Below are 21,216 nucleotides of genomic sequence, written 5' to 3'. Positions count from 1 at the left end.
GGGACGCCCCGGATGCGGCACGCGCGTTCGCTCCATCAGCCCGCGCAGGGCCTAGAGCGGCGGAGTGAGTTCCACGAAGGAACCGCAGTTGCCCGGCCAGGCCGGGTTGTTGCCGGTGCCGGGCGTGGGGTTGACGGTGCATGCCGTCTGGCGGATCAGACCGGTCGTGCTGAGCACCGTGACGTGGAGGGTGTTCCCCATCACCGCGAGGCTGACGTCGCTGGCGTTGCCCGGATATCCCGGCAGCGTGGAGAGGTCATGCCAGGGCGGGGTGGTTCTCGGGTCCCGGACGAACGTCGGACCGTTGCCCTGGGCGTAGCCCACGAACTTGTTGTTCCCCTGGAACGCCGTGTCGATTCCGGCGCTGCGCCCGGGAGTACCGGGAGGTCCGGGGGGACCGGGAGGACAGTGCTTGCAGCACTTCTTCTTGCCGTCCTCGTCGCCGTCGCCCCCGCGGGCCTTCTTCTGCGCGACGACGGCGACACCGGTGGCGGGAGCGTGGGCCGGCGCGACGTGGTGCGCCCGGTGCCCCGGGACGCCCCGCGTCTCCGTACCGGCCTGCGCCATGGCCGGGAGCGACAGCGCGAGCACTCCACCGGCGATCGCGGTCGCGAACGCCACAGTGAACACGCGCTTACCTATGAAAGGACCTGTTTCCCGAGGAATCACTCGGTTCCCCCATATCGCTTGAATTCCGATGAATCGGACTATTTCCGTGCCACCGCGGCAGCACTGCGACCAGGGAATACCCATTCAGCGAACCAGCGACGCCGCAGCGGCGCACTGATAGGAAAAACAGACGAACACAATAAAGAAAAGAAACCCGACTCCAGGGTCACGTCATTCCGGAATACCCATTAGACGGGAATCCGTCCGCTATCGAGGACTTCGGCGGCTTTCCCGTTATCGGCGACGATGACCCGCAACCGACCTCGCCCTTGACCAGGCGGCATACCGGGAACGTCCTGACGCGAGGAGCTCCGAACCACCCACGCCTCCACCGGCCCGTCCCGTCCGAAGGTGCGAGCCACCCACGATGATGGACGCCGATACTATGGACGCCATCGGTGACCACTATTGCGCGCCGAAGAAATCGGCCAAAGCCGCCCCCACGCGCTGCGGGTCTCCGTCGTCGTCCGGACCTGAATGCCCAAGGCCCGGGAACGAGACACGTCGCGCATGCGGGAGCACAGCGGAAAGCGCGTCCAGCGCGACGCGGAAATATGCCGGGCTCTTGGCGCCGTCGAGCAGCAGAACCCGCGCGTCGAGCGCCGCGTAGTCCTGCACCGTGTCAGCCATCTCCCGGATTATCTGCATATCGAAGCGCTGCGTGGGGACGAGCGCTTCGATCGGTACCTCGTCTTCGGGCACATCGCGTCGCAGGCGCGAGCCGGCCGCCATGAGCGGCACGAGAACCGATCGCGGAACTCGATCGAACACCGGTTCGGTGCCCAGGCCCTTCAGCGCTGTGACCAGGGCGGAGATGATCTTGCCTGCGGCGATCTCGCGATGGAGACGCGGCACCCAGTCCATCGGCACCGAGCCGCCGACGGACAACGGAGGTTCGTACAGGGCGACCCGATCGAGTGCGGGGATGGCCGGCGCCGCGCGCAGGGTGATGAGCGCTCCCGAGCTCAGGCCGAAGATCCGCGAGGCCCCGGTCGCCGCGACTAGTGCCCGCAGGTCGTCGACCTCGCGCAGCACGCTGTAGTGGTCACCGTGGGGTCCGCTCAGCCCGCGTCCCCGCCGGTCGGGCACATAGACGGTGAAGTGGGCCGACAGGGTGGCAGCGAGCCTCGTGAAGTGTTGCGATGCCTGCATGCCACCGTGCACGAGGATCAATGCGGGGCCGCGGCCGCGTTGCCGGTAGCCGATCGTCGTCCCGTCGGCGGAACGAACCTGACCTTTGCTGTAGTCGCGCGCGATCTGGGGGGAGGTCTTCACCGTGTCACCTCGTCCGCGGCCGGGACGAACCTCTTCTGTGCCTGCTTGCCGACCTCCACGGCCGCGTTTCCGCGCTCCAGCAGGTCCTCCCGGTACCCCGCCGGCGCCGGGAAGCGATCGGTGAGCGGAGTGCGCCCCATCGCCCCGCACAGGTCCGCGTCGGCGAGTCCCACCTCCGGCACCGGGTGTCGCCGCACCACGGAGTTCCCGCCGTCGGCGCCGATCAGCACCGGCCCCGCGCCCAGCTCCCTCATGACGCCCTCCCCCTCCTACGTGAACAACGTTCACGTGTACATTGTTCACCTACGCGGGACCGAGCTGTCAACCGACCGCGACAAGGGGGATCCGATGGGCGAGCGACGCGCCCAGGTGCTGCGGGCGGCGATCGAACTGCTCGACGAGGTCGGCCTGGACGGTCTCACCATGCGACTCCTGGCCGGTCGGCTCGGCGTGCGCGCGGGCGCGCTCTACCGGCACTACCCCAGCAAGCAGGCCCTGCTGGACGCCATGGTCGCGCACCTGGTCACCCCGCCGGCCGACGCCGTCCCGCCACTCGACGGCCCCTGGGAGGAGCGACTGCGCGGCCTCGCGATCGGCATGCGCGAGCTCATGCTGGCCCACCGCGACGGCGCGCGCCTCATGTCCACCTTCCACGATCCGGGCAAAGAGGCCGTCCGCTTCTACCACGGCCTCATCGCCGCCCTGTCCGCCGCAGGCGTGCCCGCGGACACGGCCGCCGTCGCCGTGGACACCGTCGTGGCGTACGTCAACGGCTACACGACCGAGGAACAAGCCCGCGCGGCCCGCACCGACGCCCGGCCCAGAGAGCTCCGCGACCGCGCCTTCCGCGACGGCCTCGAACTGATCATCACCGGCGCCGCGGCTCTCCCCCGCGGCGTTCCCGCCGCCCGCGACGGCGGCTGATCGCCATCCCCCCACGTCCTGCGCGGACAACGCCGTCCGGCGACAATGAGCCATGCCCACCGACACGGAACGACCAGACGGCCCGGCCACTCCCGACCAGGCGGAGGGGACGGCCGCCGGGAACCGGACCGGCGAGGCGCCGGGCGCGACCGGCTCCCGGCCGCCACTCGACTACTACCTGGTCGTCCCCGGCCACCGCGCCCCCGCGGCGCTCGTGACCCCCGTGTCCGCCGCGGCGACGGTGGACGGCATCGTCGTCGAGGAGTTCGTCTTCGACGACGACCACACCACGGTCGGCCTGGACACCGCCTGCTGGTCGGCGTCCGACGGCGCCTGGCGCAGTTCGGCGGCCCTCAGCCGCGACCTGCGCGGCGACCCGGCCCTGCGCCTGCGTGTCGTGCCGGTCCCCCGGCGTGACGCCGAGGACGCCTACCGGCTGACCCACGGCCGCGAACTGCCCGGCGAGCCGGCTCTGCGCACCCTGTTCACCGACCGCCTGCCCGTCCCCGGCTCGGCTCCCCTGCGGCTGGAAGACGCGCGGGTTCCCGAGGGCTTCCACGACAAGCGCCTGCATCGCGTGCTGTTCGCCGGCGACCTCACTCCCGGCCGCCTCCCCGCTCTCCAGGCGGCCTGGGGGATGACCCTCACCGGCGACGCCGCCGACCCCCGCACCCGGGTCCTCGGCACGGCCCGCGTTCAGGTCGCCGGCGACGTCTTCACCTGGGAACTGCGCCGCGTCGGCCCCGGCGGCGCCTGCGCCCTCGACCTGACCGCGTGCCTCGCGACCTCCTCGGACGCGGCCATCGGCCCCCTGCTGCGACGGCTCACCACGACCCTGCGTCACACAGGCGGACTGATCCCCGTGATGGTCGAACGCTTCTCCTAGCCCGCCGCCACCGCCCCGTCACGGCTCCCGCGGGTCAGCCGGGGTAGGGGCGGTTGAAGCGGGGCGGGGTGAACGGGACATACCGCGGGGCGGGGTCGGCCGCCAGTGCCGCCGCGCGGGCGTTCATCGCCGGGGCGGACGTCGCCGGCCAGTGACCGCTCCGCAGCCGGTCGAACATCGTCACCAGCGCCGCTTCCTGCTCCGCCGGCGAGAAGTCGCAGTGGCCGACGGTGCGGGTGTACGTCTGGCGCAGCAGCGAGCCGGCTCCCGCACGGCGCACCTTCTCCTCGTACGACTGCTGCTGGGCGACGGTGGAGATCTGGTCGCCGGTGGCGGACACGGTCAGCACGGGGATCCGCAGGTGGCCGTCCAGGACGAGGCCGTCGGCGAACCGCCTGACGGCCTCGGGGTCGGCCGCGACGCGGGGCGCGGCGGCCAGGTTCCGCAGGTCGGCCCCGAGCTCCAAACCCGCCGCCTTGTACAGTTCGCGGACGGCGCGCCGGAGGGCGGGCTCGGCCAGGCGCAGTTGCCCGGCGTAGTCAACGCCGGTGTTCCAGGACGGGTTTCCGCCGACCACCGCCATGAGCTGGCGCCGGCTGCCCATGGCCTGCCCGATGTAGGGCAGAGGCCCGCCGGCGAGCGCGAGGTAGGCGCCCTGCTCCAGACCGCCGGCGTCCCTGCCGTCCGGAGGCGGTGTCGCCGATCCGTCGGGGTTGCGGCCCCAGGCCGGCAACTGGCCGATCGCGGCGGCCAGCGCGATGCGGGCCCGCCCCTCAGGGGTCCGCTGCGCCGCGGTCAGGGCGTCGATCCATGCCTTCCGGGCCGACTCGACGTCTTGGGGGATGTCGATGACCGGCAGCCCCGGGGCGACCAGGCGCTCGAGCACGAAGACCGTGTCGAGCTTCTGGTTCCACTGGCCGACGGACCCGCCGAGGCCGCCGCACATCGGGACGGCGGCGTCGAAGGCGTCGGGGTGGATCTGGGCGACGCCGGCCGCGATGAACCCGCCCATCGAGGTCCCGGCGGCGATCGCCCTGCGGGCCGGGCCGTAGGCGGCCTCGAAGCGGGTCAGCGCCTCGGCCTGGTTGTCGATGGCGGACCGGAGGTTCCAGCCGGTGATGGCCCGGCTCGTCCCGCCGCGGGCCACGCCGTCGGCCAGCAGCCGCGCGGTCAGCGGTTCGTCCCGGCCCGCGCCGGCGAAGTCGAGGGCGACCACCACGGTGCCGTTCCAGGCGGCCGGCACGACGAACTCGTAGGGAGTGCCGTCATCGAGGGCGCCGCTGATGCAGGTGGGATGGGCAGGGGACTCGGCCAGGCACGGTGTGCCGCCGGGGGGCCGGGCGGAGGCGGCGGCGGTTCCGCTCCCGGCGGCGGTCGCCAGCGCGACGGCCAGGCACACGGCCGCTCCACGGCGTATCGCGGCGGCGGCCCCCTTCGACTCGGTTCCCATGGTGTGTTTCCTCCACAGTCGATGGACGGGCGGGAGTGCGGCCCGAGGCCCGGCCGGGTCCGGCCGGGTCCGCGAACGGCCGGCGGCCCGCCTGGCGGCCGTCGCGGGACGAATGCCACCGCTAGTGGAGACGATCGTTCAGTCTTATGTCACCGATGTCAATCCCCCGATCACCGGGAACAGCCCGGACGCGGAGCCGGTGACGTAGGATTCACGCAGGTCGAACCCGGTAAGCCCGTTCGCCCCCGCACGTCGTCGAACGGGTGCCCGCACCGGCCGAGGAGTCTGACGATGGAAGGACGCCTGGTGACCGCGTCGCCGGAACCCGGCTCCCTGCCCAGAGCCCGGCAAGGGGCCGAGCCTCAGCGCCTGCTGACCACGCTGCTGGGCGACTACTGGTTCTGGCGGCAGGAGCACATCCCGTCGGCGGCGCTGGTCGCCCTGCTGGAGGAGTTCGGCATCACCGCCACCAGCGCCCGCGCCGCCCTGCGGCGGGTCGCCGCACGTGGGCTGCTGGAGAGCTCGCGCAACGGGCGCACCACGGCCTACGGACTGCCGCCCCGGGCGTCCGACGTGATCGTGGCGCACGCGCGCCGCCTGCTGACGTTCGGCGCCACCACCCCGCGCTGGGATGGGCGGTGGACGGTCGTCACGTTCTCGGTGCCCGAGCACCAGCGCGACACCCGCCGGGCGCTGCGCGACGGGCTGCGCCTGCTGCACTTCGGCATGGTGTTCGACGCGGTGTGGGTGTCGCCGCACGACAGGACCGACGACGTCGTCGAACTCGTGCGCAGGCTCGGCGTGCGGGGGACGGTGGTGTTCCGGGCCCGCACGGTCGCCGACGACGACCTGGACCCGGTGCCGCATCGCGCCTTCGACATCGCCGGGCTGCGCGAGCGCTACCTGCGCTTCATCGACGCCCACCGGCCGGTCGCCGAGCGGCTGGCGGCCGGCGGCCCCTCCCCCGCCGAGGCGCTGCTGCTGCGGACCGCGATCATGACCGACTGGCGGGTGTTCCCCACGCTCGATCCCGACCTTCCCTCCGAACTGCTCCCCGCGGGCTGGCCGCGCGACGAGGCCAGGCGGCTGTGCGTGCGCATCTACGACTCGCTCGGGGAGTCCGCGGAGCGACGGTTCCGCGAGATCCTCGCGGAGTTCGACCCCGGGCTGGCCAAGCTGGCCGCGCATCACACCTTCGCGCAGGTGTCGGCCCTGAAGTCGCCGGCGATTCGCCGTCACACGAGTTTCGACGAGACGACCGACCGTGATCGGCTGGACCTCCTCGCCGGCGGCCGCGGCGACGGCCGGCGCGACCAGCGGTGATCGCGGCGGGCCGGACGGCCGCCGGCGCCGATGGCTCCATGGCGGGCCTGTGGCGGCAGGACGTTGGAGCTTCGTGCCGGTGCGGCGCGAGACCAGCAGAAGCATGACAATCGAGTAACGTACGCGTCTGCAAGCGTCGTCAATATACTCGTGTGGTGAATCATCGCGAGAGGTCCGAGGCAGAGGACGTCGATTTCCCGCGCTCCCAGGTGGGCACGCCCCCGCAGCACTTGATCACGACGCTTCTCGGGGACTACTGGATCAGCCGGGCCGAGCAACTGCCGTCCGCCGCCCTGGTGCGGCTGGCCGAGGAGTTCGGCGTCTCCGCCGTGGCGGCCAGGGCCGCGCTCAGCCGCCTCACCAAGAGGGACCTGCTGGAGTCGTCCAAGGTGGGGCGGCGCACCTACTACCGCCTGACGGACCGGGCCGCCGCGGTGATGGTGGAGGGGCGGCAGCGGATCATGTCCTTCGGCCTGGAACAGGGCGCGTGGGATGGACGATGGGTGATGGCGGCCTTCTCCATCTCCGAGGAACAGCGCGACCTGCGCCACGCACTGCGCGCGAGGCTGCGCTGGCTCGGCTTCGCCCCGCTCTACGACGGGCTGTGGGTCTCCCCGGCGGCGAACGCCGACAGCGCGGCGGCGGTGCTCACCGAGCTGGAGATCCCCATGGCGACGGTCTTCCGCGCCGAGGCCCTGAGCACCGCGGGCATGCGCGCCCCACAGGAGGCATGGGACTTCGACGAGCTCCGGCGCGGCTACGAGGAGTTCGTGGCGCGGTACTCGCCGCTTCTGGAACGCGTCCGCAGGGGCGTGGTCGGCGCCTCGGAGGCGCTGGTGGCGCGCACGGGGATCATGGACACCTGGCGGCGGTTCCCCAACCACGACCCCGACCTGCCGGCGGAGCTGCTGCCCGCCGACTGGCCGCGCGCCGCGGCCAGAGATCTGTTCGTGGAGGTCTACGACACCCTCGGGCCGCTCGCGGAGTTCCGCGTCAGGCAGATCGTCGCGGAGTTCGAGCCGGCCCTGGCCGAGCTGGTGGCCCACCACCGGACCGGCTCCATCCTCGCGCTCACCTGATCGCCCCCGGAGACGTGGAGCCGGCGGCTCCGCCCGCCGTGCTCGTCTCCGCCTCGCACAACCGCCCCTTGACAGTCGTGCACCCCTAGGTGTGACATTTGTCCCCACGACCGCAAGATTAACTGCCGCATTATCCGGTCGCGGGAGGACCACCATGAGATTGTCCAGGACCATCCTCGCGGGTGTGGCGGCTTCGGCCCTCGCCGGCGCCGCGGCGTGCGGTGCAGGCGGCGGTGAGACGCCACGCCCGGCCGGCGGGACGGCGCTCTACGACGCCCTGCCGGATGACATCAAGGATGCGGGCGTCATCCGATTCGCCGGGGATTCCCACCCGCCGTATCGGATCGTCGCCAACGACGGCAAGACCGTCACGGGCATCGACAAGGACCTGCAGGACGCCCTCGGCAAGGTGCTGGGGGTCCGTACCGAGATCTCGATCGTCAACGGCCTGCCCGCGGCGCTCTCCGGGATGCTCGCCTCCAGGTACGACGCCTTCAACGGTCCGGTCAAGGACAGCGCCGAACGTGAGAAGCAGTTCGACGCGCTCGTGTGGATGGTCACCCGGACCTCCTATCTGATCCCCAAGGCCGGGTCCTCGTCCATCAAGAGCGCGGGCGACCTGTGCGGCAAGCGCGTCGCCGGCACCTCCGGCAGCATCACGGAGGACCAGGCCAAGCGCCTGACCGAATGGTGCGCCAAGCAGGGGAAGCCGGCGCTCGAGTTCATCGGCTTCGCCGACACGAACGGCACCATCCTCGCCGCCAAGTCCGGCCGCGCCGACGCGGCAAGCGTGACCGAGAGCGCGGCGCTCGACGTGATCAGCAAGGAGAAGGACGCCTTCACGTACGTGACGCAGACCGACGAGCAGGGTGCCGGCATCGACCAGCTGGCGATGCTCGTGCCCAAGTCCGGCGGTCTCGGCCCGGTCATGTTCGAGGCGTTCAAGGAGATCTTCAAGAACGGCGAGTACAAGAAGATCATGGACAAGTACGGGTTGCAGAAGGTGGCGGTGGAGGAGCCCAAGCTGAACGCAGCGGCGACGCAATGACCATGACCCGGCAGGTCGGCGACGTCGTGGACGTCGCCGCCGCCCGGCCTCGCCCCCGCCCTCTGCGCTGGGTGGCCGCAGTGGTGCTGCTCGTCCTGGTCGCGCAGTTCGCCTGGTTCCTCGTCACCAACCCGCGGTTCGAATGGCCGGTTGCGGGCGAGTACCTGTTCGACCCGAACATTCTGCGCGGCCTCGGCATGTCGCTGTTGCTCACCGTCATCGGGATGGTGCTGGGCAGCGCGCTCGGGGTGCTCCTCGCGGCGGGCAGGCTGAGCGGCTTCACGCCGGTGGCCTGGGCCTGCGCCGTCTATGTCGCGGTCTTCCGCGGCATACCGCCCCTGGTCCAGCTGATCTTCTGGTTCAACCTCGGCTACCTGCTGCCGCGGATCTCCCTGGGTGTGCCCTTCGGCCCGACCTTCGTCTCCTGGCCGACCAATTCGGTGATCAGCTCGCTGACCGCGGCCCTCATCGGGCTCACCCTGCACGAGGCCGCGTACATGGCCGAGATCGTCAGGGCGGGCATCATCGCCGTGGACGGCGGCCAGCGCGACGCCGCGCGCGCGATGGGGTTCACGGCCAGGCAGAGCTTCGCCAAGGTCGTGCTCCCGCAGGCGATGCGCGTGATCGTCCCGCCCACCGGCAGCCAGTTCATCAGCCTGCTCAAGGGCACCTCCCTGGTCAGCGTGATCGCGATGGCCGACCTGCTGTACTCGGTGCAGGTGATCTACAACAGGACCTACGAGATCGTGCCGCTGCTCATCGTCGCCTGCGCGTGGTACCTGGCGGTGGTCACCGTTCTGTCGCTCGGCCAGCGGCGCCTGGAGCGGCACTTCGGGAAGGGGTAGCGGTGAGCGACACACCGGTCCTGCGCGTCCGTGAGGTGCGCAAGCGGTTCGGCGGCCACGTGGTGCTCGACGAGTTCAGTCTGGACGTGCACGAGGGCGAGGTCGTCACGGTGATCGGCCCGTCCGGATCGGGCAAGTCCACTCTGGTCCGCTGCGTCCACCAGCTGGAGGGCATCGACGGCGGGGCCATGTACCTCGACGGAGAGCTGCTCGGCCACGAGATGCACAGGGGCCACCTGCGTCCCCTGCCGGACCGGCGCGTGGCCGCCCAGCGCGGCCGCATGGGCATGGTCTTCCAGCAGTTCAACCTGTTCCCGCACTGGAACGTGCTGCGCAACGTCACCGAGGCGCAGGTGCTGGTCCACCGCCGCGACCCCCGCGAGGCGCGCGAGGAGGCGCTGAGGCTGCTGGACCGCGTGGGGCTCGCCGACAAGGCGGACGCCCATCCCCGGACGCTCTCCGGGGGCCAGCAGCAGCGCGTCGCCATCGCCAGGGCCCTGGCCACCCACCCGCGGATCATGCTGTTCGACGAGCCCACCAGCGCGCTGGATCCCGAGCTGGTGGACGAGGTGCTGAGCGTCGTGCGCGACCTGGCCCGCGGCGGCATGACCATGATCATCGTGACCCACGAGATGAGCTTCGCCCGCGAGGTGGCCGACCGGTGCGTCTTCATGGAGAAGGGCCGGGTGATCGAGGCCGGCACTCCTGAGGAGATCTTCGACAAGCCCGCCTCCCCCCGCCTCCGGGCCTTCCTGTCGCGCTTCTCCGCGGCGCAGAACTCCAACGAACGCATGCTTGAGGAGGAGACCAGCTCTTGAGTCTCACGGTAATGGCCGTCGGCGACCTCATCGTCGACGAGCCCGACCCCGCGTCCTTCTTCGCCCCGGCCCGGGCGACCCTCGGCCGGGGCGATGTGGTGATCGGCCACATCGAGGTGCCCCACAGCACGTCCACCGCCCAGGTGAGCACCGACGTCCCCGCTCCGCCCTCCGACCCCGCCGCGCTGGCCGCGGTCGCCGGCGCGGGCTTCCACGTGGTGACGCTCGCGGGCAACCACGTCTACGACGCCGGCGACCAGGGGGTGGCCGACACGATCACGTACGCGACCGGGGCCGGGCTGACCACCGCGGGCGCCGGCATGACCCTCGAGGAGGCCCGTCGTCCCGCCGTCGTGGAGCGCGACGGGCTGCGCGTCGGCGTGCTGAGCTACAACTGCGTCGGCCCGCGCGAATCCTGGGCGACCAGCCGCAAACCCGGCTGTGCCTACATCAAGGTGCTGACGCACTACGAACTCGACCACGCCAGCCCCGGCGGGCCGCCCGCCGTCTACACCTTCGCCGATCCCGCCGGCCTGGAGCGCGTGGCCGGGGAGGTGGCGGCCCTGGCCGCCGAGGTCGATGTCGTCCTGGTGTCACTGCACAAGGGCGTCGGGCACACCCCCGCCGTCCTGGCGATGTACGAGCGGCCCGTCGCCCATGCCGTCATCGACGCCGGCGCGCACGCCGTGTTCGCCCACCACGCCCACATCATGCGCGGCGTCGAGATGTACCGGGGCAGGCCGATCTACCACGGGCTGGGCAACTTCGTGACCGTCACCCGCGCGCTGACGCCCGCGACGGGCGACGAGGGCGAACGGGCCGCGTGGGCGCGCCGCAGAGTCGAGCTGTACGGCTTCGCCCCCGACCCGGACATGCCGTACTACCCCTTCCATCCCGAGAGCCGGAACACCGCGATCGCGGTCTGCCGGTTCGACCGCGACGGCCTGGTCTCGGCCGGCGTCATCCCCTGCCGGATCGACGGCGCGGGCCGGCCGGTGCCGCTCGGCGACGAGGAGGAAGGGCGGCGGGTCGTGTCCTACATCGAGCACATCACGCGGCGGGCGGGCCTTGCGACGGAGTTCCGCTGGGAGGGCGAGGAGGTGGTGCTGCGTGGCTGACCGTCCGCTCGCCGGCCGCACGGTGATCGATCTGACCACCGCGCTGTCCGGGCCGTACGCGACCCTGCTGATGGCCGGCCTCGGCGCCCGCGTGATCAAGGTGGAGAACCCGCTGACCGGCGGCGACACCTCCCGCAACAACGCCCCCTACCTCGGCGCCGAGGGGCTGGCGCTCGCCCGGCACGGGGAGGACGACATGTCGGTGTCGATGCTCCTGCGCGGCCGCAACAAGCAGAGCGTCACCCTCAACCTCAAGCATCCCGAGGCCCGCGAGATCCTGGCCGGTCTAATACGGACGGCCGACGTCATGATCGACAACTACAGCGCCGGGGTCATGGCGCGGCTCGGCATCGGCCACGACTGGGCGAGCGCGATCAACCCGCGCATCGTGTGCACGTCGATCAGCGGTTTCGGCGCCCAGGGCGGTCCGGGCTCGGGAAAGGCGATGGACACCATCGTCCAGGCGCTCAGCGGCGTGATGATGACCGCGGGCGCGCCCGGAGAGCCGCCCGTCCGCTTCGGGCTGCCGGTGGGCGACCTGGTCGCGCCGCTGTACGCGGTGATCGGCACGCTGGCCGCGGTCCTGCGGGCCGACGCGACCGGCCAGGGCCAGCACGTGGACGTGTCCATGCTGGGGGCGCTCACCTCGATGGTCGCGTGCGAGCCGTTCGACGCCTACGAGAAGCTCGGCCTGCCCATGCGCACGGGAATGACCGTGCCCAGGCTGGCGCCGTTCGGCACCTTCGCGGCCGCGGACGGCTGGTTCGCGCTGTGCGGCCCCACCGACGCGTTCGCCCGCGGCCTGTTCGCGGCGATGGAGCGCGACGATCTGGCCGCGGATCCGCGGTTCGCCTCCCGGGACGCGCGCGTGGCCAACGCCGGCGAGCTGCACAAGCTGGTGGGCTCGTGGGCCGCGGACCGCCCGCTCGCCGTGGTCCTGGACCTGCTCGCCCGGCACGGCGTCCCCGCCGCCGAGGTCCGCGAGCCCGGCGCCGCCGTGCGCGACCCGCTCGTGCTCGAGCGCGAGGAGGTCGTGCCACTGGAGCATCCGCGCCACGGCCGCCCCGCGGACCTGTACGGGACCGGCGTGCCGATCCGCTTCTCCGCCTGCGAGGCGGCGCTCGACCGGCCGGCGCCCGCCCTCGGCGAGAACAACGCCGAGATCTACGGCGGCCTGCTCGGCTACTCCGAGGACGAACTCACGACGCTGGCCGAGAAGGGGGTGATCTGACGTGCTCGCAGCGCTCGCCGCGCTGGAGGAGGCGTACGCCCGGCGCGGCGCCCCCTTCGAGGGCCGCACCGGCGCGGGGGCGCCGGTCGTCGGCTACGTCGGGGCGGACATGCCGGTCGAACTGCTGACCGCCGCCGGCGTCCGCGCGTTCCGCCTCACCGGCGACCCGGAGTCCGATTCCGCGCTCGGAGACCGGTACCTGGGCCGCGGGGTGGACCCGATCGCCCGCTCGGTGCTCGCCCGGCTGCTCGCCGGGTCCTTCGGCGACCTCGATCGCGTGGTGGTCTCCCGCGACTGCGAGGCGTCCCTGCGGCTGTTCTACGCGCTGCGCGAGCTGTCCCGCGTGGAGCCGGGCAGAAGGCTGCCCGAGGTGTACCTGGTGGACATCCTGCACCTGCCGCACCGCACGACCGCCCTTTACAACCGTCGCCGGATCGGCGAGTTCGCCGCCAGGCTCGAAGCCTGGACCGGCCGTCCCCTCGACCTGGCCGGGGCGGTGGCGGCGCACGACGAGCGGCGCCGTCTGCTGGCCGCCGCCGCCGAGCTGCGCAGGGCGGTTCCCGCCCGGCTGACGGGGCGGCAGTTCCTCGCGGTGGCCGGCGCGGCCCTGCCCGTGGAGGAGCACATCGCGCTGCTGGAACGGCTGCTGGCCGAGGCCGGACGGCTCGCGGAGCACACCGGGCGGCGGGTCTTCCTGAGCGGCAGCGACCACGACACCCCGCACGTCTACGAGGCCATCGAGTCCGAGGGCCATGTGATCGTCGGTGAGGACCACTCCTTCGGCGAGCCGCTCCGCGCCGAGCCGGTCGGCGGGGGCGGCCTCGACGCCCTGGCCGAGCACTACCACCACAGCGGTCCGACCGCCCACCGGGCGACGGCGGCCGAGCGCGCCGCGCACGTGGCGACGGCCGTACGCCGCTGCCGGGCCGAGCTGCTCCTCGCCTATTCCAGGGCCGGCGACGAGGCTCCGGCGTGGGACTTCCCCGCGCAGCGCGCGGCGGCCGGCATCCCCGCGGTCTCGCTGGAGCGCCAGGAGTACGGGCGTGCCGACCTGACGGCCCTGCGGAAGGACGATCCATGCGCAGTGTGAAATCCCTCGCGACGGCGGCCGAGGCGGGCAGGCACCAGCGCGAATGGTTCGCCGACCTGCGCAGGCGGGTCGCCGCCGGCGAGCCGTTCGCCCTGCTGAACGCGGACGTCCCCCACGAGATCTTCCGCACGATGGACATCCCGTACGCGGTCGGCCAATGGTGGGCGTCCCTGGCGGCCGCCAAGCAGCGCTCAGGGCACTACCTGGAGCTGGTGCGGCAGCGCGGCTATCCCGACTACTCCGAGCAGTACAACTCGGTCACCCTGGGCTCGGCCTTCGATCCGGAACCGGACTCCGGCCCGTGGGGCGGCCTGCCGAGGCCGGACATCATCGTCGGCGACGCCTCCGGCGACCTCACCCGCAAGATCTTCGACATCTGGGGTCAGGAGCCCGGGGTCACCTTCTACCCGCTGGAAAGCGCCGCCGAGAACGAGGTCCCCGCCAACTGGTGGGAGCTCATGCCGCACCGGTGGGAGCAGGCCGTCGGCCCGGCGAGGCTGGACCTGCTCACCGCGGAACTGGAGAACCTCGTGAGGTTCCTGGAGACCACCACCGGCAGGCGATTCCGCCAGTCCCGTTTCCGTGAGGTGATGGCGCTGGTCAACGAGCAGGAAGAGTGGAACCGCAAGACGCGCGACCTCATCGCCCGCGCCCGGCCCGCCCCGCTCGGCGTCGTCGACAGCATCCCCAGCGTCATGCTCCCCCAGTGGCACCGCGGCACCGAGTGGGCCAGGGACATCGCCAGGCGCTTCTACGAGGAGGTGCGCGACCGAGTCGAGGCCGGTCATGCCGTGTGCCCGGGCGAGCGGGCCCGGCTGATGTGGATCGGCCGCGGCCTCTGGTACGACATGGGCTTCTACCAGCGCTTCGAGGAGCAGTACGGCGCGGTGTTCGTCTGGTCGATGTACCTGGCCATCGCCGCCGACGGGTACATCCGCCATGGCGAGGACCCCATGAGGGCGCTGGCGGCGCGCTTCGCCGCCTTCACCGACCAGCTCTACACGCCGCCGTGGTCCAGCGAGTGGTACGTGAAGGAGGCCCGCCTGCACGGCATCGACGGCGTGGTGCACCTGGTGTCCGACGACCCTCGGGGCAGCTACTTCACCGCCCGCGCACTGGAGGCGGCCGGGTTCCCGGTGATCGAGATCCACGCCGACAACGTCGACACGCGCACCTTCGGCGACGAGGTGGCCGAGCGCGTCGGCCGGTGGCTGGAGCAGGTCGTCCTGGCCTGACCCGCGTCTTCTCCATGCGCTGAAGCGCAGGCCGTGCCGGTTCTCTGCTCCGCCATGAGAGCCGGAATGGACCCGGCGCGTGCACGGGCACGTCCACACGACCAAACGCTGAACAGATTTTTGACGATCGTCATTCAAGTGACTTATATTCGCACCATTCGCCGTCCCAACTCAGGGGGAGTCCCATGGATCTATCCGGCAAGGTCGCCGTCGTCACCGGTGCGGGCCGCGGCCTCGGCCGCGCGTACGCCGAGGCGCTGGCCGCGGCCGGGGCGGCCGTGGTCGTCAACGACGTGGACGGCGAAGCGGCCGCACAGGTCGTCGACGCCATCACCGCCGACGGCGGCAGGGCACGGAGCGTCGTCGCCCCCGTCGGATCCGCCGAGGTGGCCGACCGGCTGGTCGCCACCGCCGCCGAGGAGTTCGGCCGGCTGGACGTGATGGTCACCAACGCGGGCATCCTGCGCGACCGGGTCCTGTGGAAGATGTCGGACGACGACTTCGACGCGGTGGTCGAGGTGCATCTGCGCGGCACGTTCACCTGCGCGCGGGCCGCGGCGGTGCGGATGCGCGAGCAGGGGACCGGCGGCCGGCTGGTCCTGATCTCCTCGCCGGCCGGGCAGCGCGGGAACTTCGGCCAGACCAACTACGCGGCCGCCAAGGCCGGCATCGTGGCGATGGCCAGGACATGGGCGATGGAACTGGCCCGGGCGCACATCACCGTGAACGCGGTCGTCCCGGTGGCGGCCACCGAGATGACCAAGAGCATTCCCGTGTTCGCGCCGATCATCGAGGAGGCGGAGCGCACCGGCGGGCCGCTGCCCGAGTGGCTGCGTAAAGACGAAGGCCTGGGCACGGTCCAGGACGTGGCGGGCCTGGTGGTGTTCCTCGCCTCGGACGCCTCCGCCGGCGTGACCGGCCAGGCGATCGGCATCGGCGGCGACCGCCTCGCGCTGTGGTCGCACCCGGCGGAGAAGGCCGTCGCTTTCGCCGACGGAGGATGGACCGCCGAGGCCATCGCGGCCTCCTGGCGGTCGGGCGTCGGCGCCGAGCCGGAGACCTACGGAATCCCCGCGCCCGCGGTCCCGGCCGCGGAGGCTCAGGGAGCCTGACATGACGGTCATGAACCTCGCCGAACTGGTCGCGATCGACGTGCACACCCACGCGGAGGTCTCCAAGGACGGGCACGGCTCGCTGAGCCCGGAGCTGTTCGGGGCCTCGGCGGACCACTTCAAGGCCCACGGGCACCGGCAGCCCACCATCGCGGAGATGGCCGCGTACTACCGGGAGCGGAAGATGGCCGCGGTGGTGTTCACCGTGGACGCCGAGCACGCCACCGGGCACCCGCGCATCGCGAACGAAGAGGTCGCGGAGAGCTGCGCCGAGCACGCCGACGTGCTGATCCCCTTCGCCAGCGTCGACCCCTGGAAGGGCAGGGCGGGCGCGCGCGAGGCGCGGCGGCTGGTCGCGGAGCACGGCGTGCGCGGGTTCAAGTTCCACCCGAGCATCCAGGGCATCGCCCCCAACGACCCCGTGGCCTACCCGCTGTACGAGGCGATCGAGGAGCTCGGCGTCCCGGCGCTGTTCCACACCGGGCAGACCGGCATCGGGGCCGGCGTCCCGGGCGGGGGCGGCATCCGGCTCAAGTACGGCAACCCGATGCTGGTGGACGACGTGGCCGTCGACTTCCCCGAGCTGCGGATCATCCTGGCCCACCCGTCGTTCCCCTGGCAGGACGAGGCGCTGGCCGTCGCCACCCACAAGCCGTACGTCTACATCGACCTGTCGGGGTGGTCGCCGAAGTACTTCCCCCCGCAGCTCGTGCGGTACGCCAACACGCTGCTGAAGGACAAGGTGCTCTTCGGCTCCGACTACCCCGTGATCACCCCCGACCGCTGGCTGGCCGACTTCGCCAAGCTGGAGATCAAGCCTGAGGTCCGCCCGAGGATTCTGAAGGACAACGCCGTACGCCTGCTCGGGCTCGGCTCCCAGGAGAGGACGACAGACAGATGACCACCACGGCGAACGGGCTGGACGAGATCAAGGCGCTGGCGGGCAGGGATCTCGGCCACAGCGGCTGGCTGGAGATCACCCAGGACCGCGTGAACACCTTCGCCGACGCCACCGACGACCACCAGTGGATCCACGTCGACCCCGACAGGGCCAAGGGCGGGCCGTTCGGCGGCCCCATCGCCCACGGGTACCTGACCCTGTCCCTGGTCATCCCGCTGTTCAACGAGCTGCTCGACATCCAGGGCGTGAAGATGAGCGTCAACTACGGCCTGGACAAGGTCCGCTTCCCCAGCCCGGTCAAGGTGGGCGCCAAGATCCGCCTGGGCGCCACCGTCGCCTCGGTCGAGGACGTTCCCGGCGACGGCGTGCAGATGGGGCTCGACTGCACCGTCGAGATCGAAGGCGCGGACAAGCCCGCCTGCGTCGCCCGCGCCATTTACCGGCACTACGCCTGACCCACGCTCGGGCGCCGCCTCTCGACGACTCCCCGACCGCCTTTCGACGACTCCCAGGCTCACAGGAGGTCCACCACCGATGCGCAACGCCGGACTGGGAGGGTGGCCCGCCCGCCGGGCCCTGATGACCCCGGACCGGACCGCGTTCGTCTTCGCGGACCGGCCCGTCACCTACGCCGAGGTCCATGAGCGGACGACGCGGCTGGCGTCGCGGCTGCGCGCCGCGGGGGTGCGGGCCGGTGACCGGGTCGCCTACCTCGGCCGCAACCACCTCGCCCTCGTCGAGACGATGTTCGCCTCGCACCTGCTCGGGGCGATCTTCGTGCCGCTGAACTTCCGTCTGGCCGCCCCCGAGATCACTTACATGCTGGACCACTCGGGCGCCGAGGTCCTGGTCTACGCGCCCGAGTGCACCGAGATCGTCCGAGCCCTTCCCGGCACCACGGCTCCCCTGCGGCTGATCGTGGCCCTCGGTGCCCCCGGGCCGGGGGAACGGCATTACGAGACCTGGCTCCAGGAGGGGGAGCCCACTGCGATCGACACGCCTGTGCGGCTGGAGGACACGGCGCTCATCCTCTACACCTCGGGCACGACCGGGCGCCCCAAAGGGGCGATGCTCACCCACGGCAACCTCGTGTGGAACTGTTTCAACCTCCTGTCCGGCGTCGACGTCACGAGCGAGGAGGTGACGCTGATCAGCGCGCCGCTCTTCCACGTCGCCGCCCTGGACCAGACCCTGCTGCCGACCTTCCTCAAGGGCGGCCGCTCGGTCATCACCCCGTCGTGGGACGTGGAGGAGTGCTACGACATCATGGAGAAGCACGGTGTCACCTGGATGTTCGGGGTCACCACGATGTTCGCCGCGTTCGCCCGCTCGCCCCGGTGGATCGGCGCGGACCTGTCGTCGCTGCGCCACCTCATGGCCGGGGGCGCGGCGGTCCCCGCCGCGCTCATCCGCACCTACCAGGAACGGGGCCTGGTGTTCTGCCAGGGATACGGGCTCACCGAGACCGCTCCCGGCGCCACCTTCCTCGAGGCCGACCAGAGCGTGCGCAAAGTCGGCTCGGCGGGGGTGCCGGTGTTCTTCGCCAACGTGCGGGTCGTCCGGCCCGACGGTACGGACGCGGCGGCGGGACAGCCGGGCGAGGTGCTCATCCAGGGACCGAACGTGACGCCCGGCTACTGGCGCGACCCGGAGGCGACCACGGCGGCGTTCACCGACGGCGACTGGTTCCGCTCCGGCGACGTCGCCGTGCTCGACGAGGAGGGCCACCTGTACGTCATGGACCGGCTCAAGGACATGTACATCTCAGGCGGGGAGAACGTCTACCCGGCCGAGGTCGAGGCGGCGCTCTTCGAGCATCCCGCCATCGCCGAGACCGCCGTACTCGGCGTACCCGACGCCGAATGGGGCGAGGTCGGCCGCGCGTTCGTGGTCCTGCGCCCCGGCGCGAGCGTCACCCCCGACGAACTGCGCGCCTTCCTCCGCCCCCGCCTGGCCAAGTACAAGATCCCCCGCTATTTCGACCTCACCGACGACCTCCCGAAGACCGCCTCAGGAAAGATCCTGAAACCCCGCCTGCGCGACCTCCCACCCCCGGACACCGGCCCCTCGACCTCGCCGGCCCCTCTCTGAGAGGCGGAGACGCCCCCGCACCCGACCGCGAAGGCACGTGGCCAGAGAAATCTTCGGTCCGGTGTCGGCTGTTCCAGAGGCCTACGGGGACCCCTGCCGCCCGTCTGACTCGAAAATGCACAATCTCTGCCCCCCACTTGTCCAGATACGGCAACCAGGCCAAAATCAGTTCAGCCTTCAACTATCTGGTCGAGGGTCACTGCACGGATGAGGAGAGGCATGAAGCGCACCATCTCTGTTCTCGCCGTCACCACCGGCGTCCTCGGCGCCATGCTCGCCGGCGTCATCCCCGCGTCCGCGGCCGCCCCCGCGGTCGACTGCTCCACGGGCGGCTACACCCGGGTCCTGAACACCTACATCCCCACCAACATCCAACGGGGAGCCGTGGACGGCCGTATCTACAACATCACCGGTCCGACGGCCTACACCTACGAGATCTGCCTCGACATCCCGGACACCTCGACCTTCACGATCGAGGCGCACATCCGGGCCGCCGACGGGTCCACCAGCGTGTTCCTGGACGACCGGCCCGGAGACAAGGTCCTCCACTTCTCTCCCGGCGCCAACACCTTCTGGCAGATCTACGGCACGATGACCGGCCCCGGCAGCACCTACATCTACTACACCTGGAACGAGAAGCAGATCCCCGCCTGACCCGAACCGGGCCGGCCGCCCGCCCAACGAGCCGGCCGGCCCCCTCCCAGACTCTGAGCGAAGCACACGACAGCGGACGAGCCGGCCTGTAAGCCAGGTTCTTTCATGAGTCCCGATAGGCGCGCCGGCCGGCGGACAACCTGGCCAGGGCGTCGTCGGATGGGGTGCCGGGCTCGGCGTGTGCGACAAAGAGTCGCTGGCCGGGGACACCGTCGATGGCGAACGTCGCATGCCAGAGAGTCAGATCGCCGACGCGATGATGGTGGTAGCGCCCCGTCTCGTGCGCTTTGACCTGTATGTCATGGCTTTCCCACATTCGGCGAAAGTCCTCGCTTGCGAGCGATAGCTCCTCCACCAGGGCGAGAACCGATGGGTCGTCCAGGTCTGCACCGACTGCAGCGCGCATATGAGCGACCTTGAACCGTGCCTCCTGTTCCCAGTCGAGGAAGAATTCGCGTGACGCCGGGTTGAGGAAGGTCAGTCGAAGCAAGTTGTCACTATGGGACAAACCCTCAAGAAATGCTGCGGTCTCGGCGTTTTGGACGAGGATGTCCAACCGGCGGCTTACCACAAACGCCAGGGCATGCTCCCAGTTGTTCACGAGGCGGAGAACGGACGGGCAGGCGTGGTCGGCCACATGCGTACGTCTGAAGCTTCCTCGCGCAGAACGGGCAAGCTCGTGCAGGTGTTCTGTGGCCTCGTAGTCAAGGCCGAAGACTCCGGCCAAGGCGTTCAGCACAGCATCGGAGGGGCTGCGTTCCCTTCCCTGCTCCAGTCGCGTGTAGTAGTCGATGCTGACTCCTGCCAGCACTGCGACCTCGTCGCGGCGCAACCCTGGCGTGCGGCGACTGCCCGCGCCTCGCAGTAGCCCCGCCCGTTCGACGGTCGTCGCCTGCCGTCGGGCACGCAGGAACTCGCCTAACAGGTTTTCCACGCTAGACACAGTAAGAAGTTCTATGGCAAGGCATGGCAAAGCGGTCATCTATGGTCAGCAACGTACGGGAGTGGTTCACGTACGCCTGAGGGGCCGGGAGCGGAATCATGGATGATCGTTTCAACGTGATCGTGAGTGCAGGATCGCTGAAGGTGACGGACGAGCACGCGGTGCATTTCCCTCATCGATGGACGCCCGAGGGCGTGAGCGTCAGGGCGGACTTCACCGGAGGACATCTCCTTCACCTCGCGGCGGCGGGATGCGTCCTCAACGACCTTTACCGGGAGGCCGCCGCACTGGGAATCGAACTCCTGGGAGTGCGCGTTTCCGCAGCCGGCGGCTTCGATATCGAGAGCTGGCGGTCAACCGGGATCACCTACACCGTCGACGTCAGCTCCACTGCCCCAGCCGGGAGCATCGCCCACCTGATCGACATCGTGGACTCCGTCGCCGAGATCCCCCGCGCCATCCGACGGGGTGCCACCGTGCAGAGGATCAGCTAACGACCATGCAGGAACACAGCCAACGAGGTC

General features: G+C 71.0%; 22 protein-coding genes. 17 read left to right on the top strand and 5 right to left on the bottom strand.

The features are described 5' to 3' along the window. Positions 1 to 51: 51 nt before the first annotated feature. From ACFQSB_RS03635 to ACFQSB_RS03625, 3 genes are all read right to left on the bottom strand, one after another. A complete protein-coding gene (locus ACFQSB_RS03635; RefSeq protein ID WP_380824206.1) occupies positions 52 to 630 on the bottom strand; it encodes a hypothetical protein in 579 nt (192 codons plus the stop codon). Between the two features lie 444 nt (positions 631 to 1,074). Next, the gene (locus ACFQSB_RS03630; RefSeq protein WP_380824205.1) at positions 1,075 to 1,944 is read right to left on the bottom strand and encodes an alpha/beta fold hydrolase; all 870 of its coding nucleotides are present in this window, start codon (positions 1,942 to 1,944) and stop codon (positions 1,075 to 1,077) included. After that, positions 1,941 to 2,198, bottom strand: coding sequence for a hypothetical protein (locus tag ACFQSB_RS03625; RefSeq protein ID WP_380824204.1), 258 nt, complete (start codon positions 2,196 to 2,198; stop codon positions 1,941 to 1,943). Before ACFQSB_RS03625 ends, ACFQSB_RS03630 begins: the two co-directional genes overlap by 4 nt. 94 nt (positions 2,199 to 2,292) lie before the next feature. Here ACFQSB_RS03625 and ACFQSB_RS03620 point away from each other — a divergent pair, with 94 nt between their 5' ends. Beyond that, positions 2,293 to 2,868, top strand: a complete 576-nt coding sequence (locus ACFQSB_RS03620; RefSeq protein ID WP_380824203.1) for a TetR/AcrR family transcriptional regulator C-terminal domain-containing protein — start codon at positions 2,293 to 2,295, stop codon at positions 2,866 to 2,868. A 52-nt stretch (positions 2,869 to 2,920) separates the two neighbouring features. After that, the gene (locus ACFQSB_RS03615) at positions 2,921 to 3,754 is read left to right on the top strand and encodes a hypothetical protein (protein ID WP_380824202.1); all 834 of its coding nucleotides are present in this window, start codon (positions 2,921 to 2,923) and stop codon (positions 3,752 to 3,754) included. A gap of 34 nt (positions 3,755 to 3,788) precedes the next feature. On the opposite strand, the gene ACFQSB_RS03610 is transcribed toward ACFQSB_RS03615, so the two are convergent. Beyond that, positions 3,789 to 5,204, bottom strand: a complete 1,416-nt coding sequence (locus ACFQSB_RS03610) for an alpha/beta fold hydrolase (protein ID WP_380824201.1) — start codon at positions 5,202 to 5,204, stop codon at positions 3,789 to 3,791. Positions 5,205 to 5,495: 291 nt separating this feature from the next. On the opposite strand from ACFQSB_RS03610, the gene ACFQSB_RS03605 reads away from it, so the two are divergent. From ACFQSB_RS03605 to ACFQSB_RS03540, 14 genes are all read left to right on the top strand, one after another. Further along, positions 5,496 to 6,527, top strand: a complete 1,032-nt coding sequence (locus tag ACFQSB_RS03605; protein WP_380824200.1) for a PaaX family transcriptional regulator — start codon at positions 5,496 to 5,498, stop codon at positions 6,525 to 6,527. A gap of 155 nt (positions 6,528 to 6,682) precedes the next feature. Next, positions 6,683 to 7,606 carry a PaaX family transcriptional regulator gene (locus ACFQSB_RS03600; RefSeq protein WP_380824199.1) on the top strand — a complete coding sequence of 308 codons (924 nt, stop codon included), beginning with the start codon at positions 6,683 to 6,685 and terminating at the stop codon, positions 7,604 to 7,606. 154 nt (positions 7,607 to 7,760) lie between these two features. Further along, complete coding sequence (locus tag ACFQSB_RS03595; RefSeq protein WP_380824198.1) at positions 7,761 to 8,654, top strand: transporter substrate-binding domain-containing protein; 894 nt, start codon at positions 7,761 to 7,763, stop codon at positions 8,652 to 8,654. A 2-nt stretch (positions 8,655 to 8,656) separates the two neighbouring features. After that, entirely contained in the window at positions 8,657 to 9,499 is an 843-nt protein-coding gene (locus ACFQSB_RS03590) for an amino acid ABC transporter permease (protein WP_380824197.1), read from the top strand. 2 nt (positions 9,500 to 9,501) lie between these two features. Continuing rightward, positions 9,502 to 10,317 carry an amino acid ABC transporter ATP-binding protein gene (locus ACFQSB_RS03585; protein WP_380824196.1) on the top strand — a complete coding sequence of 272 codons (816 nt, stop codon included), beginning with the start codon at positions 9,502 to 9,504 and terminating at the stop codon, positions 10,315 to 10,317. Continuing rightward, positions 10,314 to 11,435, top strand: coding sequence for a CapA family protein (locus ACFQSB_RS03580; RefSeq protein ID WP_380824195.1), 1,122 nt, complete (start codon positions 10,314 to 10,316; stop codon positions 11,433 to 11,435). Before ACFQSB_RS03585 ends, ACFQSB_RS03580 begins: the two co-directional genes overlap by 4 nt. Continuing rightward, positions 11,428 to 12,666 carry a CaiB/BaiF CoA transferase family protein gene (locus ACFQSB_RS03575; RefSeq protein ID WP_380824194.1) on the top strand — a complete coding sequence of 413 codons (1,239 nt, stop codon included), beginning with the start codon at positions 11,428 to 11,430 and terminating at the stop codon, positions 12,664 to 12,666. Before ACFQSB_RS03580 ends, ACFQSB_RS03575 begins: the two co-directional genes overlap by 8 nt. A gap of 1 nt (position 12,667) precedes the next feature. After that, complete coding sequence (locus tag ACFQSB_RS03570) at positions 12,668 to 13,756, top strand: 2-hydroxyacyl-CoA dehydratase (protein WP_380824193.1); 1,089 nt, start codon at positions 12,668 to 12,670, stop codon at positions 13,754 to 13,756. Beyond that, complete coding sequence (locus ACFQSB_RS03565) at positions 13,744 to 14,991, top strand: 2-hydroxyacyl-CoA dehydratase (RefSeq protein WP_380824192.1); 1,248 nt, start codon at positions 13,744 to 13,746, stop codon at positions 14,989 to 14,991. Before ACFQSB_RS03570 ends, ACFQSB_RS03565 begins: the two co-directional genes overlap by 13 nt. Positions 14,992 to 15,176: 185 nt before the next feature. Beyond that, a complete protein-coding gene (locus ACFQSB_RS03560) occupies positions 15,177 to 16,103 on the top strand; it encodes an SDR family oxidoreductase (RefSeq protein ID WP_380824191.1) in 927 nt (308 codons plus the stop codon). A gap of 10 nt (positions 16,104 to 16,113) precedes the next feature. After that, positions 16,114 to 17,004 carry an amidohydrolase family protein gene (locus tag ACFQSB_RS03555; RefSeq protein WP_380824513.1) on the top strand — a complete coding sequence of 297 codons (891 nt, stop codon included), beginning with the start codon at positions 16,114 to 16,116 and terminating at the stop codon, positions 17,002 to 17,004. Next, positions 17,001 to 17,459 carry a MaoC family dehydratase gene (locus ACFQSB_RS03550; protein ID WP_354850909.1) on the top strand — a complete coding sequence of 153 codons (459 nt, stop codon included), beginning with the start codon at positions 17,001 to 17,003 and terminating at the stop codon, positions 17,457 to 17,459. The genes ACFQSB_RS03555 and ACFQSB_RS03550 overlap by 4 nt, the downstream gene beginning before the upstream one ends. Before the next feature lie 79 nt (positions 17,460 to 17,538). Then, positions 17,539 to 19,095 carry an acyl-CoA synthetase gene (locus ACFQSB_RS03545; protein WP_380824190.1) on the top strand — a complete coding sequence of 519 codons (1,557 nt, stop codon included), beginning with the start codon at positions 17,539 to 17,541 and terminating at the stop codon, positions 19,093 to 19,095. Between the two features lie 219 nt (positions 19,096 to 19,314). Then, entirely contained in the window at positions 19,315 to 19,749 is a 435-nt protein-coding gene (locus ACFQSB_RS03540) for a hypothetical protein (RefSeq protein WP_380824189.1), read from the top strand. Between the two features lie 103 nt (positions 19,750 to 19,852). On the opposite strand, the gene ACFQSB_RS03535 is transcribed toward ACFQSB_RS03540, so the two are convergent. Further along, entirely contained in the window at positions 19,853 to 20,683 is an 831-nt protein-coding gene (locus ACFQSB_RS03535; RefSeq protein ID WP_380824188.1) for a helix-turn-helix transcriptional regulator, read from the bottom strand. A gap of 107 nt (positions 20,684 to 20,790) precedes the next feature. Between ACFQSB_RS03535 and ACFQSB_RS03530 the strand changes: the two genes are divergently transcribed. Further along, positions 20,791 to 21,186, top strand: a complete 396-nt coding sequence (locus ACFQSB_RS03530) for a hypothetical protein (RefSeq protein ID WP_354850898.1) — start codon at positions 20,791 to 20,793, stop codon at positions 21,184 to 21,186. The last annotated feature ends 30 nt before the right edge of the window (positions 21,187 to 21,216 follow it).

It is taken from the genome of Sphaerisporangium rhizosphaerae, assembly GCF_042665155.1.
In the GTDB taxonomy this organism is placed as follows: Bacteria; Actinomycetota; Actinomycetes; order Streptosporangiales; family Streptosporangiaceae; genus Sphaerisporangium; species Sphaerisporangium rhizosphaerae.
This window is presented reverse-complemented; position numbering and strand designations above follow the sequence as displayed.

What these genes read in the sequence shown, in the direction of transcription:
- ACFQSB_RS03530 (WP_354850898.1), top strand. Translation starts at nt 20,791, where the DNA reads ATGGATGATCGTTTCAACGTGATCGTGAGTGCAGGATCGCTGAAGGTG.
- ACFQSB_RS03625 (WP_380824204.1), bottom strand. Translation starts at nt 2,198, where the DNA reads ATGAGGGAGCTGGGCGCGGGGCCGGTGCTGATCGGCGCCGACGGCGGG.
- ACFQSB_RS03560 (WP_380824191.1), top strand. Translation starts at nt 15,177, where the DNA reads ATGGATCTATCCGGCAAGGTCGCCGTCGTCACCGGTGCGGGCCGCGGC.
- ACFQSB_RS03545 (WP_380824190.1), top strand. Translation starts at nt 17,539, where the DNA reads ATGCGCAACGCCGGACTGGGAGGGTGGCCCGCCCGCCGGGCCCTGATG.
- ACFQSB_RS03590 (WP_380824197.1), top strand. Translation starts at nt 8,657, where the DNA reads ATGACCCGGCAGGTCGGCGACGTCGTGGACGTCGCCGCCGCCCGGCCT.
- ACFQSB_RS03540 (WP_380824189.1), top strand. Translation starts at nt 19,315, where the DNA reads ATGAAGCGCACCATCTCTGTTCTCGCCGTCACCACCGGCGTCCTCGGC.
- ACFQSB_RS03555 (WP_380824513.1), top strand. Translation starts at nt 16,114, where the DNA reads ATGAACCTCGCCGAACTGGTCGCGATCGACGTGCACACCCACGCGGAG.
- ACFQSB_RS03550 (WP_354850909.1), top strand. Translation starts at nt 17,001, where the DNA reads ATGACCACCACGGCGAACGGGCTGGACGAGATCAAGGCGCTGGCGGGC.
- ACFQSB_RS03610 (WP_380824201.1), bottom strand. Translation starts at nt 5,204, where the DNA reads ATGGGAACCGAGTCGAAGGGGGCCGCCGCCGCGATACGCCGTGGAGCG.
- ACFQSB_RS03565 (WP_380824192.1), top strand. Translation starts at nt 13,744, where the DNA reads ATGCGCAGTGTGAAATCCCTCGCGACGGCGGCCGAGGCGGGCAGGCAC.
- ACFQSB_RS03595 (WP_380824198.1), top strand. Translation starts at nt 7,761, where the DNA reads ATGAGATTGTCCAGGACCATCCTCGCGGGTGTGGCGGCTTCGGCCCTC.
- ACFQSB_RS03605 (WP_380824200.1), top strand. Translation starts at nt 5,496, where the DNA reads ATGGAAGGACGCCTGGTGACCGCGTCGCCGGAACCCGGCTCCCTGCCC.
- ACFQSB_RS03615 (WP_380824202.1), top strand. Translation starts at nt 2,921, where the DNA reads ATGCCCACCGACACGGAACGACCAGACGGCCCGGCCACTCCCGACCAG.
- ACFQSB_RS03620 (WP_380824203.1), top strand. Translation starts at nt 2,293, where the DNA reads ATGGGCGAGCGACGCGCCCAGGTGCTGCGGGCGGCGATCGAACTGCTC.